Source organism: Anabaena azotica FACHB-119, assembly GCF_014697625.1.
Classification (GTDB): domain Bacteria; phylum Cyanobacteriota; class Cyanobacteriia; order Cyanobacteriales; family Nostocaceae; genus Trichormus; species Trichormus azoticus_A.
The window spans coordinates 37648-52719 of sequence record NZ_JACJSG010000052.1; the positions used below are offsets into that span (position 1 = coordinate 37648).

Sequence of the window (15072 nt, forward strand, 5' to 3'; positions counted from 1 at the left end):
TTTAATGAGCTACGGGAATTGTAAAGTAAAAAGTAGCTCCTTGTCCTAGTTGGGACTCAACCCAAATTCGACCACCATGCCGTTCCACAATCTTTTTACAGATGGCTAACCCTAAACCTGTACCAGAGTATTCATCACTGGTATGCAGCCTTTGAAAAATGGCAAATATTCTTTCGGCATACTGCATTTCCATGCCAATGCCATTATCTTCAACAGAAAAAATCCATTCTTGCTGAGAATTGGCATTAAGTGGACTGAAGGTTTGATTATGGTGTTTCTCTGTTGATGATATTGTGTTTCTTGTAACAGAGATATATATCTTGGGGATGATATCACTACGATACTTTAGGGAATTGCTAATTAAGTTGAGTAAAAGATTTGACAATTGATTGGGGTCAGCCATGACAGTTGGTAAGGGGTCGGCGACAATTAAGGCTTCAGTTTCAGCAATTTTAATTTGCAAATCTTTTTTGACACGTTCAAGTAAGGCGTTACAGTCAACTGGTTGTAACTTTAATTCATGGCGACCAACCCTAGAGTAAGTTAATAAATCTTTCACGAGTTGTTGCATCCGCATGGCTCCGTCTACAATAAACTCGATATAGGTATCTGCTTTGGTATCTAGTTGTCCTTGATAACGCTTTGCTAGCATCTGGGTAAAGCTAGTAATTGCCCGCAGTGGCTCTTGTAAATCATGGGAAGCGACATAGGCGAATTGCTCTAGTTCATGGTTAGAGCGTTTGAGTTCTTCTGTGAGTTGTTTGGATGATTCTTCGGCTTCTCTTAAGGCGGTTACATCACGGGTGATAGTTAAGACAGATTCCACCGCACCATCCGCAGCTAACTCTGGAACTAAGTAGGTTTGGTATATTTTGGGTTCACTCTGGTTGATGACTCGATATTCGTCTATCCGCATCTTGCCTGTGCTAAAAACATCTTCTAGGGATGTTTCCCAAAAATCTGCAATTTCTTGGGGATAACCTAACTCGGATGGTGCTTTGCCTAAATAGGTGGCGATGGGAATTCCAGATTCTTTTGTGGCGGCGGGGTTGAGATAAAGATAACGATATTGGCGATTATGTCGGGTAATGACATCGGGTGTATTTTCTACTAATGTTCTAAATTCTCGTTCGCGCTGTTGGAGAATAGCGTTAGTTTCACGTAGTTCTTTTGTACGTTGTTGTACTTGCAATTCTAATTCATCTTTTGCCGTTCTTAGGATTTGCTCTGCTTGCTTTTGCAGAGTTATATTCTGTGACATGGATAAACCCGCAAAGATTTCTCCTTGCTCGTTGGATAGGGGAAGTGTATGTATTTGATAGATGCGATCGCCAAAGGTAAGTTCGGTAATTGTGGCTTCACCCGCCAATGCAGCCCGATAGCAAGGTTCTAAAACAGCGCTGGTTTGGGGGGGTAAGGTTTCCCAGAGAGTCTTACCTTCTAGTTGTTCCTTACTTAAACCCACCTTTGATATTTCTTGACCATCAGACAACAGATAACGTAAATCATGGTCAAAAATGTGAACTGCACCATTGGGGAAGTTGTGGGCTAGAGTCCGATACAAATATTCACTTTTACGCAGTTTCTCTTCGGCTTGTTTGCGTTCGGTGATGTCAAAAACAATGCCCGCCATTCGTTCAGTACGGCCAGATTCGTCATAGCACATTTGACCTACACCAATTACCCATCGCACAGTGCCATCGGGTAATAAAATTCTATATTCAAAATTGATATTTTTCCCTTGCTCAATAGCTTTTGCTACCTCTGCTTCCGCCAATTCCCTGTCTTCTGGATGCAATCGACTAAAGCTATTTTCATAGGAAGGTTCAAGACTATGCGGTTCCAGTCCAAACAGCCTGTAAAATTCTTCCGACCAATAGAACTCGTTAGTTTGAATATCCCATGTCCAAGCTCCAGCTTTGGCGGCTTGCAGTGCTAATTTTAATTGCTGTTGGTTTTCCCTCAAGGCGATTTGTGCTTGTTTACTTGCTGTAATGTCCTCAGCAAAAATAATAATACCGCCAATCTCACCCATAGCATTATGCCAGGGGTGAACTTCCCAGCGTAGCCATTGCTGGGTTCCATCTGAATGCACAAACAAATCTTCATCACATTTTTCTATCGCCCCAGCCAAACAGCGTTGATGGATTTGTCGCCATCGCTGGGGGATTTCGGGAAAGATTTCGTAGTGCGATCGCCCAATTAATGATTCAACCGCACCAAGATGATAGTCATCCACCCATCTTTGGCTGGCTATGACATAACGCATATCCTGATCAAACATGGCAATACCAGCAGGTGCATATTTAGCAAATAAGCGTAAAGTTGCTTCACTTTGGTGTAAGCTTTGTTCTGCTTGTTTGCGTAAGCGAAGCTCGTCGAAGACATCGGTAATTTCCTCACACACGGTACTGATGCCAATAATACTGTTGCCATCTTTTAACGGCAGAAAGCTTTCTAACCAAGTTCTTTGTACACCCGGTTGCGCCGGGGTTTCCCCAGTGATTTCTATATTTACAACAGGTTCGCCTGTTGCTAAAATGGGAAGTAGAAGTTGTTCGGCTGCGTCAGCCAAATCTGGTAATAACTCGCGCACTGTACGACCGATATGTGCCTCGACAGGAAAACCGTTGATTTGGGCGAGGCGATCGTTAATGCGGACAAAGCGCAAATCTGTATCTAAAACATTCAACCCTATCGGGGCTGACTGATAGATAGTTTCAATTTCCGCTAATTCGCGCTGGAGTTGGATTTGGCTTTCCCTCAAAGCTGCTTGAGCTTGTTTGTGTTCTGTAATATCTCGCAGCGCCGAAACTCTGACACTGCGCCCTTGATACCAACTTTGCTTACCTACAACCTCCAATGATATGAGTGTACCATCTTTCTTAATTCCAGTGATTTCATAAGGCTGTTCATATTGGTTTTCAATGTGATGCACCACAGTTTCCCAAGATTCGGGTGTCAGGAAATCAACGGCTGATTTCCCAATCACTTCCTCTAAGGTGTAACCAAACATTCTGGCAAACCCTGGATTGGCTTCAATAATTTTCCCACCCTCCTGCAAGACAATGCCTTCAAACATGGCATCTATCAAAGACTGGAATCGCATTTCGCTTTCTTGTAATGCTTGTTGTGCTTGTTGGTGTTGGGCAATTTCTAGGCGCAGGGATTGATTGAGGGTGGCTAACTCCTGGGTTCGGGCGATGACTCTGGCTTCTAGTTCCTCATTGAGCGAACGTAATGCTTCTTCTACCTGTTGGCGATCGCTGATATCTCTGCTGGTATTGATGACTGCGACAATTTCCCCATCTTCTCCCCAGATGGGCGCAATTACATATTCGTAATATCTGATACCATGAACAGTTGGGAAACTGGTTTCACCTGTAATCGAAATGCCTGTTTGAAATACAGATTGGCGCTCTTGATCATACAATTCCATAATTTCAGGCGGAAATCCCAACTCTTGCCAAGTTTTCCCCAATAATTGGGCTGGTTGTAAACCCAAAGCTGCTAACCCTGCTGGACTGGCATAAAGATAGCGGAGGTGGCGATCGCTAATATAGATATGATCACTAGAAGCTGCCAGAACTTTATCTATCAGTTCTATCTGTTCTGAGGAAATAGAGTTCTCTTTGCTTTCCATATCAGTATCCTTAAAAGTGCCACTTGTAAAACTTTGTTTTGGGAAAGGGGAAAGGGGAAAGGGGAAGGGGGAAAGGGGAAGGGGGAAAGGAACAACTGTCAACTGATAACTGATAACTGATAACTGATAACTGATAACTGATAACTGATAACTGATAACTGATAACTGATAACTGATAACTGATAACTGATAACTGATAACTGATAACTGATAACTGATAACTGTTAACTGATAACTGATAACTGTCAACTGATAACTGATAACTGATAACTGATAACTGATAACTGATAACTGTCAACTGTTAGCCCCAATTACCTCAGCGATTTTTAAAACTAATATATCTGGCTCAATTGGTTTCGATAGGTGCTGTTGATAGCCTGCTGCTAAAGCAGTTTGTTGGTTGACTTCACCAGCAAAAGCGGTGAGGGCGATCGCAGTTAATTCTTGGGCGGAGGGGAGAGCGCGGACTTGCTTGAGCAAACTATACCCATCAAGATCCGGTAAACCAATATCACTCACCATGACATCAAACTTTGAGTGCGCCAGAACATTTAAAGCTACAGTGGCAGAGGTAGCAGCAGTCACGCTTGCACCCGCTTGTTCCAGTACCCAAACTATCAAGTCACAGGAATCTGGCTCGTCTTCCACCAAGAGTATTTTTACTCCAGCCAAGTTTAAAACCTGACTTTCATCGGACTGTTGGGGGGTAATAGCCAAAGATGAGGATAATAAGGGCAATCTCACGGTAAAAATAGCACCCTGGCCTTCGCCGGGACTCGCTGCACTTACCGTTCCTCCATGTGCTTCTAAAATCTGTCTCACCAGCGCCAGCCCCAACCCTAAACCACCAAATTGTCTTGTATTAGAACTATCTTCCTGGCGAAACCGCTCAAACACAAAGGGTAGGAAACTCGGCTTGATTCCTTTACCATTATCGCTCACCGTGATTTGAGCTTCATTGGCAATCTGTTCCAAGCGGATGGTGATTTTACCCCCGTTAGGCGTAAACTTAACAGCATTTGAAAGCAAATGTTCCATTACTTGTTGCAGCCTAATTGCATCACCTCTGACATACCCCAAATGTGAGTTCAGTACTGTCTCAATTTCAATTGACTTGGACTGTGCTGCTAGGCGGACAGTTTTGATTGCAGCATTGATTGGTTCTATTAATTGCACTGGTGCTAACTTCAGCTTGAGTTGACCTCGCAGCATTTGCGATAGGTCTAGTAAATCTTCCACCAGTTGGGCTTGGCGTTGAGCATTACGCTCAATTGTGGCTAATGCTGATTTGGTTTGCTCCGAGGAAAATGAACGGGTTTGCAGTAGCCTTGTCCAGCCCAGAATCGGGTTTAGGGGGGTTCTCAATTCATGGGAAAGCATGGCTAGAAATTCATCTTTCATACGGTTTAATGTTTCCGATTCAGCAAATGCGGCTTCCGTTTGTCTTAACTTGGTAATATTACGAGCAATAGTGACAACCGAATCAACTGAACCATCAACTGCAAATTCTGGAACTACATAAATTTGGTATGTTTTCGCTTCATCCTGATTTGTTACTTGAAATTCTTCTATCTGGATCTTTCCTGTTGTCAAGGCATTTTCTAGACAATTTTCCAAAAACTGACTGTTTTCTTGGGGATAGTTGAGTTCGGATGGTGTTTTACCCAGAAAAGTTGCAGTAGCTATGCCAAATTCTCTGGTGATAGCAGGGTTGATGTAAACATAACGATGTTGACGGTCATGACGAGCAATGATATCTGGTGTATTTTCTACTAATGTTCTAAATTCTCGTTCACGCTGTTGCAGTTTGCTGACAATTTGCGATCGCTCAATCGCATACTCAATTGTTTTTACCAACAATTCTGGTGAAATTTGTCCTTTAACCAAATAATCTTGTGCGCCTTTAGCCACAGCTTGTAAAGCCAGGTTTTTATCTGGCAACCCCGTTAACACAACAATGGGGATGTGAGGTACTGCGGTATACACTTGCATAACAGTATCCACACCTTGAGAATCAGGTAGTGACAAATCTAAAAGAATGACATCAAATTCCTTACTTTGTAGTTCTGCTAACGCTTGGCTCAGTCGCTTAAAATTAGTTATCTGCCAAGACTTAGCATCGCCATCTTCTAAGAGTTCTGTTAGCAATGCTACATCAGCCGGATTATCCTCTACTAATAAAGCCGTGAGCGTTTCACTAGCCATTTATTATCCAATTATTTGCTGTATCAGATTTACGCTGATCCTAGCAAAAGTTAGCGATCGCATAGTAGACCAAGTATTTAATATTTTTAATTAAGAGAATCAAGCAAGCGCTAGATTAGAGTGGGGAGTTGGGGGAGATGAGGGAGTGGGGGGAGATGGGGGAGATGAGGGAGTAACCCACCCCTAACCCCTCCCAGGAGGGGAACGGAGCAGGGGAGCAGGGGAGCAGGGGAGAATAATAACTGATAACTGATAACTGTCAAGATTTTTGAGTTAAAGATTTTGATAAATTTGATACTGGCTCAAAAAAATGAGGAGTTGATCTATGTCTAAACAAGTTGCGATTGTAGGAGCCGGGCCTGGGGGTTTAGCTACAGCGATCCGGTTGGCTGGACTGGGGTATCAAGTGCAAATCTTTGAGGCGGCTGAACGCATAGGTGGACGGATGCGGGGGTTAGAAGTTGATTCTTACGCCTTTGATACAGGGCCGACGATTCTGCAACTGCCACACCTATATGATGACCTCTTCCGCGACGCTGGTTTAAATTTTGCAGATTATGTTCAACTCAAACGATTGGAACCTTATACTCGCCTGCGATTTTGGGATGGTACACAACTCGATTTGACCTCGGATTTAGAGTCATTTAAAACACAATTGGCAAGCTTACGGGCCGATTTACCATTAGCATTTGATCGCTGGTACACAGAGCATATTCGTAAATATGATTTGGGCTACAAGCCTTATTTAGGAAGCCCTGTACGCTCTCTATTAGGTTATTTGCGTTGGGAAGAACTTATCCCATTTCTATCTTTTCGTCCTTGGGAAAGTTTATATCAACACTTTTGGCGATTTTTTGGGGATGAACGATTAGTCTATGCTCTCAGTTATCCCTCAAAATATTTAGGAATGCACCCTACTTTAGCAGCAAGTGTATTTAGTCTGATTCCATTTTTGGAATTTGCCCAAGGTGTATGGCATCCAGTGGGAGGATTTCGGGCTTTGGCGCAGGGAATGGGTAAGGCTGCTCAAGACTTGGGTGTGCAAATTCACCTCAACTCGCCAGTGCATCAAGTCTCGATTGAGCAGGGACAGGTACGTGGTCTTGAATTTGCTGATGGTAAGCATCTCAATTTTGATGCAGTAGTCATTAATGCTGACTTTGCCCACGCTATGGGTCACTTATTACCAACTTCAGCGCGGGGTCGCTACACTGAGCGCAAACTTCAGCAAATGCAATTTTCCTGCTCTACCTTCATGCTTTATTTAGGTATCAATCGTCGCTATGAAGACTTACCACATCATCAAATTTATTTATCAGAAAATATTCGCAGACTTGAGCGCCCTTGGATAGATGATTCGGCATTAGATGAAACTGATCCGCCGTTCTATGTCTGCAATCCGACAATTATCGACCCCAGTAACGCGCCAAATGGACACAGCACTTTATATGTGTTAGTACCAATTCCCAATACTTCTTATGCTGTGGATTGGGATAATCAACAAAAAAGTTACCAGGATTTCATTATTAAACGCCTACATTTACTAGGATATGACAATATTGAAGAACATATTGTTACCCAGAGATGTTACACAGCACAAACTTGGCATGATGATTATCGGGTGCATTTGGGTGCTGTATTCAATCTCAGCCACAATTGGAGCCAACTTGGCCCTTTTCGTCCGCCAATTCGTTCAGAAAATATTAGCGGGTTGTACTGGGTTGGTGGTGCAGTTCACCCTGGAAGTGGATTACTGACAATTTTAGAGGCTGCACGCAGTACAGCTGGATTTGTTAACGAAGATTTGGGTTATATTAATACCGTTTCTTGATGTGGCTTGTCTGGCGTAGCCATAGATGCACTTTATTGTGAACTGTAGAGACGTTGCATGCAACGTCTCTACATGAATCTATTTGGTGCAACTTCATAGTGAATTGTTATAAGTTCGTTTAAATACCATGAATGACCAACAAGAAAACCAAGCATTTGAAAGGAATTGGTCGGCTTACTATCAAGCTGTGGAGGGTCGTCCGCCACGAGAAACTTTGATGACAGCGCTGGCAAGATTTGACAGTTTGCTTGCGAATGATCGCCGATTGGCGGTAGATTTGGGCTGTGGGGATGGACGAGATACGGTAGAAATTCTCAAGCGGGGTTGGCGGGTGTTGGGAATTGATGGTGAAGAAGAAGCGATCGCTCGCTTGCAAAACCGTCCTGATATCGATCACAATCTTCTAGATACTCTGGTGATGCGCTTTGAAAACCTAGCGCTACCAGAATCGGTGGATCTCATTAATGCTAGCTTTTGTTTGCCTTTCTGTCCGCCAGAGCATTTTTCTAGTTTATGGCACAAGATTGTCACAGCGCTGAAAACTGGGGGGCGTTTTTGTGGTCAACTATTTGGCGATCGCGATTCTTGGGCAGTCTATCCTAACATGAGCCATCACACCCGCACAGAGGTAGAAAAATTACTGCAACCATTTACAGTTGAATTTTTTCAAGAGGAAGATCACCCTGGTACTACTGCTATAGGCGAACAAAAGCACTGGCATATCTTCCACATCGTTGCTTGTAAACAGTAGTAACACAACGGTAATGGGTAATTGGTAATGGGTAATTGGTAATGGGTAATTGGTAATTGGTAATGGGTAATTGGTAATTGGTAATTGGTAATGGGTAATTGGTAATTGGTAATTGCTTTTTACCATTACCAACCCTCAAAATATGATAAGTGTTTAAGCGTACATGATATCTGTAATCCTATTTGCCTGTCACGTTTTCAATGAGGTCTGATGCTTTTTCAACAATTCCGCCTTGAGGATTTTCTGCCTGTCTATCTTTTAAATTCCTTTCGTAAGCCTTTTCTAAAGTATTGAGATTTTCTGAATCCTTTAGGGCTTGCTCGTAAGCTTGCTGCCTATCTTCTTGTTGAATGCCGACCCCTGGGTCAAATTCATAAGCACGGTTAATCTTTTCCTCGGCATTAGGTTTATAATCTGGGGGTATCAGCTTTAATTCTTCTAATGTAGTTGCATAACTAGGTTGCTGACCAATAAACGTAGCCGAAGTTATGATAAAAGTTATAGAAATAATCATTAAAATACTTGTCTTTAATAACTGTTTTAAAGATAATAAAATTCCCTGCATATCATCCTCCTTTTATTTTCCTGTATCACTTCAATGTCATGATAAATACTCACAGGCATCGTAAGCTTTCACATATATTTATTACTTCTATCTAGAGATACATTAATTTTTAGGTATGTTAATTGAGAAATTAATCACGTCTTCACAAACACGGTGTAATGTTCTCTCTCCCATGACTGCGTGTATTGGGTGATCAATTAGTCCTGTATCTAACAGCATGACACCAAAAACTATTGCCCATCCTAAAGCACGTTGTAGAGTTGCTGGCGAAACATTGGCGTATTCTGTGAGTGCTTGGAAGCGTGCATTTGGCTGACTAAATAGCATCCAGATAGAAGCAAGGTCTGTGGCAATGTCACCTGAAGTAATGTCACCCCAATCAACGATACCTGCGATCGCACCATTTTCCACAAGGATATTGCGCGGGTGAAGATCACCATGTAGCCATTTGGCTTCAACGTCGATAGGTGCGTTCAAAGCCATATTCCAAATATCCCTCAGCTTGTGAGTAATGATATGAGTTTTGGACTGGAGTCGTTGCATTCGTTCTTCTATAGAAGCCGCACGTTGTTGAAGTGGTACGCCACGTCCCGCATTTTTTGGCGCATTCGTCGGTGCAGGTGTATGCAATGAGCGTAAGAATGCAGCAAAAAGTTTTACCTGATTTGCATGGGGTTCTTGTTGATCAGCCGTTACTCCAGTTAACCAAGGTAACACGCTCCAGCGCCAAGGATAATCTTGTGTTGGCAAACCTATTCTATAAGGAGCGGGAACAGGTAGAGTCAGTTGCTTTGCCAATACTGGCAGCCATGTTTGCTCATTTTCGATGAGTGTTGCTGCTATTTGCCGACGTGGTAGCCTTACAGATAAGCGATCGCCTAATCGAAACATGACATTATCCCAACCTGTGTCCACAAGATGAAGCGGTAGGTGCATTAAATCTGGATGTTGTGCTGACAACAAACTGTAGACGAGGTTTGTATCTATGGCGACTTCAGCTACTGGTGTGCCTATTGCATTAAGTTGTCCCTCTGACTCCATATTTGCTACCATATTTTGTGAGTTATTCAAACCATCGTCATCTTAACTTACACACAAAGCTTTGCTGTTGAGAGTGTTTCTCTCTGTGTTCTCAGTGTCTCTGTGGTTTAACACAACGTACTATGGAAATCCTCAATTTAAGACCAAGGAGAGTAGCTAGATGACTGGCGTTGCTGAATCAGAGTATGAAATGCCAAAATTATCTTTTTTATTCTTTGTAACTTTGCGTCTTCTCTACGAGACGCTGCGCGAATGCGTGAGTTAAATTCATATTTTCAATCAGCAACACCAGATAACTTATGCTGATTGTAGAATCCTCTTAACTCAAACATGATCATGAAAAAACTGATCAACAAGCCAGAAGACTTTGTACGTGAAAGTTTGGCGGGTATGGCAGCAGCTCATGCCGATTTAATTAAGGTGGAATATGATCCCGCCTTTGTCTATCGTGCTGATGCACCTGTACAGGGAAAGGTAGCAATTATTTCTGGTGGTGGGAGTGGACATGAGCCTATGCACGCGGGTTTTGTGGGTATGGGAATGCTAGATGCGGCTTGTCCGGGGGAGGTTTTTACTTCCCCTACTCCTGACCAAATGCTAGCTGCTACCCAAAAGGTAGACGGCGGTGCTGGTGTGATTTATATCGTCAAAAATTACAGTGGCGATATCATGAACTTTGAAATGGCAACGGAATTAGCTCGTAGTCAGGGTATCCGGGTGCTAAATATTTTGATTGATGATGATGTGGCGGTGAAAGATAGTCTTTATACCCAAGGCAGGCGGGGTGTAGGGACGACGGTACTGGCGGAAAAAATTTGTGGCGCAGCAGCCGAACAAGGGTATGATTTATCACAAATAGCAGATTTATGTAGACGAGTAAATACCAATGGGCGGAGTATGGGAATTGCTCTGACCTCTTGTACAGTACCAGCTAAAGGTAGCCCAACGTTTGCATTAGGCGATCGCGAAATTGAAATTGGCATCGGTATTCATGGTGAACCAGGTAGAGAACGCATCGATATCAAATCAGCAGACGAAATTACAGAAATTTTGGTACAGTCGATAATTGATGATGCTGGCTATAGGCGGACAGTGCGAGAATGGGATGAAGATAAAGGCGATTGGATGGATGTGGAACTGGTCAATTCACCATTACAATCAGGCGATCGCTTGCTAGCATTTGTTAATAGTATGGGTGGTACTCCACTTTCCGAACTGTATCTTGTCTACCGTCAACTAGCCGCCATCTGTGAACGACATGGACTACAAATTGTGAGAAATTTGATTGGGCCGTATATCACATCTTTAGAGATGCAAGGTTGCTCAATTACCCTGTTAAAGCTAGATGATGAAATGATTCGGCTATGGGATGCACCAGTGAAAACACCTAGCTGGCGCTGGGGGATTTAAGATGACTCAAGCAGAAATTTTGCAATGGTTGCAGCTTTTCGCGACCAAAATAGCAGAAAATAAAGATTACTTGACCGAATTAGATGCAGCGATCGGTGATGCTGACCACGGTATTAATATGGATCGGGGTTGGAAAAAGGTCAGCAGTCAGTTACCAACTCTTGCCGACAAAGACATCAGTAGCATTTTCAAAACTGTGAGCATGACGCTGATTTCTAGTATTGGCGGTGCAAGCGGCCCTCTTTATGGTACTTGGTTTTTAAGAGCAAGTACGGCTGTAGCTGGCAAGCAAGAATTAACAGCACAAGATATTCTAGGGTTACTCCAAGCTGGCTTAGAAGGTGTGTTGCAAAGGGGTAAGGCACAACTGGGAGACAAAACAATGGTAGATGCTTTGTCCCCCGCAGTAGAGAAATTTGGGGAAGCTGTGGGTGGTGGGAAAAATCTGCAAGAAGCTTTACAAGAGGCTGTAGCGGCGGCTGAACAGGGGATGAAGGAGACTACGCCGATGTTGGCGAGGAAAGGACGGGCGAGTTATTTGGGCGAAAGAAGTGTGGGACATCAAGACCCAGGGGCGACTTCTGCTTATTTGATGTTGCAGAGTTTGTTGGCTGTGGTGGAGGCTGGAGGTTATACGATGTCAGCTTAAACAGTTATCATATCGTAAGGGTTGGTAATTGGTAATGGGTAATGGGTAATGGGTAATGGGTAATGGGTAATTGGTAATTGGTAATTGGTAATTGGTAATGGGTAATGGGTAATGGGTAATGGGTAATGGGTAATTGGTAATTGGTAATGGGTAATTGGTAATTGGTAATTGGTAATTGGTAATGGGTAATTGGTAATAAAGCCTTTCAACAAAGTTGGCGGTGTTGTCGTGGTTGGAATTGTGATTGTTTCTCATAGTAAACAACTAGCCCTTGGTGTACAAGAATTGGCGGCGCAAATGGTTCAGGGTCAGGTTCCCCTGGCGATCGCCGCAGGTATTGCTGATGCTGACAACCCACTGGGTACAGATCCGATGCAAGTACAGTCCGCGATCGCTTCTGTATTCAGTGATGATGGTGTTTTGGTATTAATGGATTTGGGTAGTGCTTTGATGAGTGCGGAAATGGCACTGGAGTTTCTCCCAGAAGCACAAAGAGATAAGATACATCTATGTGCTGCGCCTCTGGTAGAAGGTGCGATCGCTGCTGTAGTGGCGGCGGCGGCTGGGATGAATATTCACCAAGTTATCGCTGAAGCCCAAGGTGCATTAATAGCCAAAGCCAGTCAATTAGGCATCACCACAGATATCAGCCATGATCAACCAGCTTCTAACTCTCAGGTAATAAATCCTACAGTCACATCAGAAAAAACTCTTACCCCTAAACCCCTACACCCCCACACCCCCACACCCCTGGCTAATAGAGAAATTCGCCTAACTATCAATAACCGCTTGGGTTTACACGCCCGTCCTGCTGCTCAGTTTGTGGGTACTATTGCCCGATTTCAAGCCCAAATTTGGGTACAGAACTTAACCACTCTTTCGCCACCTGTACGGGGCGACAGTATTAACCAAGTAGCAACATTAGGGGTACGCCAAGGACATCAATTAGCTATTTCGGCTACTGGTGTTGATGCAGATGCGGCACTGGCGGCACTGCAAGCGTTAATTGCCAATAATTTTGGTGAAGCCGATACAATTCCCCCACCACCATTAGTAGAAAATACAGCCACTCCCCCATCTCCAGGTGAATTATCAGGAATTGCCGCTTCCCCTGGAGTAGCGATCGCTCCCATTGTCCATTATCAACCCACAATTTACACGCCTCAGCAATACCACGTAGACAATGCAGAAGCGGAGTGGCAACGGTTACAGACGGCGATTCAAGCTGCTAAACAGGAAGTTCAGACTTTGCTTTCGCAAGCATCAGTACAAATTGGTGATGCGGAAGCGGCTATTTTTGATGCCCATTTACTGTTTTTAGCAGATCCAGTATTGCTGGAAGCTGTTCAGCACCGCATCCGAGAACAAAAAATTAATGCGGAAGCGGCTTGGCAAGCTGTAGTCGATGAGGTGGCATCTAGCTACCGCACCCTGGAAGATACATATCTGCAAGAACGAGTTGATGATGTCATAGATGTGGGGCAAAGGGTGCTACGACTGCTAAGTGGTACTGTTGCCACTGTGTTGGATTTACCAGAACCAGCGATTTTAGTCGCAACCGATTTAACTCCTTCCGATACCGTGGGGCTAGACCCAAACAAGATTCTCGGCATTTGTACTACCTCTGGCAGTTCCACATCCCACAGTGCCATTATTGCCCGGACTCTAGGCATACCCGCAGTTTTAGGGATGGATGCCCAGGTGTTACAAGTAGAAGATGGGACAATCATCGCTTTGGATGGTGAAAGTGGCAGGGCTTGGGTAGAACCAGAAGCAGATATTTTGGAGTTGCTGGAAACCAAGCGGCAAGCATGGCAAAGGTGGCAACAGTCAGCAAAAGCCCAAGCACAGCAGCCAGCAATCACCCTGGATGGTCGGCGTGTAAGTGTATTTGCTAATATTGGCAGTATAGCAGATGTACAAGCAGCCTTATCTAACGGTGCTGAGGGTGTGGGGTTGTTGCGTACCGAGTTTCTTTATTTAGGCAGGACAAGCCCGCCCACAGAAGAGGAACAATTAGCAGTGTATCAAGCGATCGCCCAAGTGTTGGCACAGCGTCCGTTGATTATTCGCACTCTGGATGTTGGCGGTGACAAGCCACTTCCTTACCTCCGTCCCCAAGTTGCCGAAGCTAACCCTTTCTTGGGTTGTCGGGGTATCCGTTTCTGTCTCAATCATCTGGATTTATTTAAGACTCAATTGCGGGCGATTTTGCGTGCAAGTATTGGGCAGAATATTAAGATTATGTTGCCCATGATTGCTACTCTGGGGGAAGTGAAGGCGGCTAAAGCTATTTTGAGTCAAGTACAGGAAGAACTACGCCAAGCGAATATTCCATTTGCGGAGGCGATTTCCTTGGGTATTATGATAGAAGTCCCCGCAGCAGTGGCGATCGCCGATCAGTTAGCGGCGGAAGTAGACTTTTTTAGTATTGGCACTAATGATCTGAGTCAGTATGTCATGGCAGGCGATCGCACTAATCCCCAAGTAGCAAATTTAGCTGATGCCATGCAGCCGGCTGTGTTACGCATGATACAACGAACTGTAAAAGTTGCCCATCAGGCTGGTATCTGGGTAGGCTTATGTGGTGAACTAGCCGCAGATCCTTTAGCGACTCCCATTTTATTAGGTTTGGGGTTGGATGAGTTGAGTGTTAGCCCTCCAGCTATACCTACCATCAAACAGTCAATTTGCCAGTTAAGTGTAACTGCATCTGAGGCGATCGCTATAACTGCATTACAACAAGATTCTGTAGAACAGGTAAAAGCGATCGTTTCTTCTTAAAGAAAACGGCTGATATCATGTCCGTTTAAACACTTATCATATCGTGAGGGTTGGTAATTGGTAATTGGTAATTGGTAATTGGTAATTGGTAATTGGTAATTGGTAATTGGTAATTGGTAATTGGTAATTGGTAATTGGTAATTGGTAATTGGTAATTGGTAATTGGTAATTGGTAATTGGTAATTGGTAATTG

11 protein-coding genes are annotated in these 15072 nt (G+C 43.8%); 5 read left to right on the plus strand and 6 right to left on the minus strand.

Translation table 11 applies throughout. The features are described 5' to 3' along the window. Window position 1: 1 nt before the first annotated feature. Together H6G83_RS28410 and H6G83_RS28415 are read right to left on the minus strand one after the other, a co-directional pair. Window positions 2-3643 (minus strand): PAS domain-containing protein, encoded by a 3642-nt coding sequence (locus tag H6G83_RS28410; protein ID WP_190478333.1) that lies wholly within the window; start codon window positions 3641-3643, stop codon window positions 2-4. A 294-nt stretch (window positions 3644-3937) separates the two neighbouring features. Further along, window positions 3938-5848, minus strand: coding sequence for a hybrid sensor histidine kinase/response regulator (locus H6G83_RS28415; protein ID WP_190478335.1), 1911 nt, complete (start codon window positions 5846-5848; stop codon window positions 3938-3940). A 325-nt stretch (window positions 5849-6173) separates the two neighbouring features. On the opposite strand from H6G83_RS28415, the gene H6G83_RS28420 reads away from it, so the two are divergent. Together H6G83_RS28420 and H6G83_RS28425 are read left to right on the plus strand one after the other, a co-directional pair. Next, window positions 6174-7679, plus strand: a complete 1506-nt coding sequence (locus tag H6G83_RS28420) for a phytoene desaturase family protein (protein WP_190478337.1) — start codon at window positions 6174-6176, stop codon at window positions 7677-7679. Between the two features lie 127 nt (window positions 7680-7806). After that, window positions 7807-8430, plus strand: a complete 624-nt coding sequence (locus H6G83_RS28425) for a class I SAM-dependent methyltransferase (RefSeq protein ID WP_190478339.1) — start codon at window positions 7807-7809, stop codon at window positions 8428-8430. A 178-nt stretch (window positions 8431-8608) separates the two neighbouring features. On the opposite strand, the gene H6G83_RS28430 is transcribed toward H6G83_RS28425, so the two are convergent. Further along, window positions 8609-8995, minus strand: a complete 387-nt coding sequence (locus H6G83_RS28430; protein WP_190478341.1) for a hypothetical protein — start codon at window positions 8993-8995, stop codon at window positions 8609-8611. 102 nt (window positions 8996-9097) lie between these two features. Then, window positions 9098-10048 carry an aminoglycoside phosphotransferase family protein gene (locus tag H6G83_RS28435; protein WP_199328626.1) on the minus strand — a complete coding sequence of 317 codons (951 nt, stop codon included), beginning with the start codon at window positions 10046-10048 and terminating at the stop codon, window positions 9098-9100. A 324-nt stretch (window positions 10049-10372) separates the two neighbouring features. Between H6G83_RS28435 and dhaK the strand changes: the two genes are divergently transcribed. Together dhaK and dhaL are read left to right on the plus strand one after the other, a co-directional pair. Further along, window positions 10373-11446 (plus strand): dihydroxyacetone kinase subunit DhaK, encoded by a 1074-nt coding sequence (dhaK, locus tag H6G83_RS28440; RefSeq protein WP_190478342.1) that lies wholly within the window; start codon window positions 10373-10375, stop codon window positions 11444-11446. A gap of 1 nt (window position 11447) precedes the next feature. Next, window positions 11448-12095 (plus strand): dihydroxyacetone kinase subunit DhaL, encoded by a 648-nt coding sequence (gene dhaL / locus H6G83_RS28445; protein ID WP_190478344.1) that lies wholly within the window; start codon window positions 11448-11450, stop codon window positions 12093-12095. Here the strand turns inward: dhaL and H6G83_RS28450 are convergent. Further along, window positions 12092-12307, minus strand: a complete 216-nt coding sequence (locus H6G83_RS28450) for a hypothetical protein (protein ID WP_242044892.1) — start codon at window positions 12305-12307, stop codon at window positions 12092-12094. The genes dhaL and H6G83_RS28450 overlap by 4 nt on opposite strands. Before the next feature lie 16 nt (window positions 12308-12323). Between H6G83_RS28450 and ptsP the strand changes: the two genes are divergently transcribed. Continuing rightward, entirely contained in the window at window positions 12324-14879 is a 2556-nt protein-coding gene (ptsP, locus tag H6G83_RS28455; protein WP_190478346.1) for a phosphoenolpyruvate--protein phosphotransferase, read from the plus strand. Here the strand turns inward: ptsP and H6G83_RS28460 are convergent. Beyond that, window positions 14876-15072, minus strand: a 197-nt coding sequence (locus tag H6G83_RS28460) for a hypothetical protein (RefSeq protein ID WP_190478347.1), incomplete at its 5' end; no start/stop codon positions are given. The two genes, ptsP and H6G83_RS28460, sit on opposite strands and share 4 nt — an antisense overlap.

Bases quoted from the DNA above. Each gene is read 5' to 3' on its own strand.
- H6G83_RS28410 (WP_190478333.1), bottom strand. From the start codon at position 3,643: ATGGAAAGCAAAGAGAACTCTATTTCCTCAGAACAGATAGAACTGATA.
- H6G83_RS28435 (WP_199328626.1), bottom strand. From the start codon at position 10,048: ATGGTAGCAAATATGGAGTCAGAGGGACAACTTAATGCAATAGGCACA.
- H6G83_RS28415 (WP_190478335.1), bottom strand. From the start codon at position 5,848: ATGGCTAGTGAAACGCTCACGGCTTTATTAGTAGAGGATAATCCGGCT.
- H6G83_RS28430 (WP_190478341.1), bottom strand. From the start codon at position 8,995: ATGCAGGGAATTTTATTATCTTTAAAACAGTTATTAAAGACAAGTATT.
- H6G83_RS28420 (WP_190478337.1), top strand. From the start codon at position 6,174: ATGTCTAAACAAGTTGCGATTGTAGGAGCCGGGCCTGGGGGTTTAGCT.
- dhaL (WP_190478344.1), top strand. From the start codon at position 11,448: ATGACTCAAGCAGAAATTTTGCAATGGTTGCAGCTTTTCGCGACCAAA.
- dhaK (WP_190478342.1), top strand. From the start codon at position 10,373: ATGAAAAAACTGATCAACAAGCCAGAAGACTTTGTACGTGAAAGTTTG.
- H6G83_RS28425 (WP_190478339.1), top strand. From the start codon at position 7,807: ATGAATGACCAACAAGAAAACCAAGCATTTGAAAGGAATTGGTCGGCT.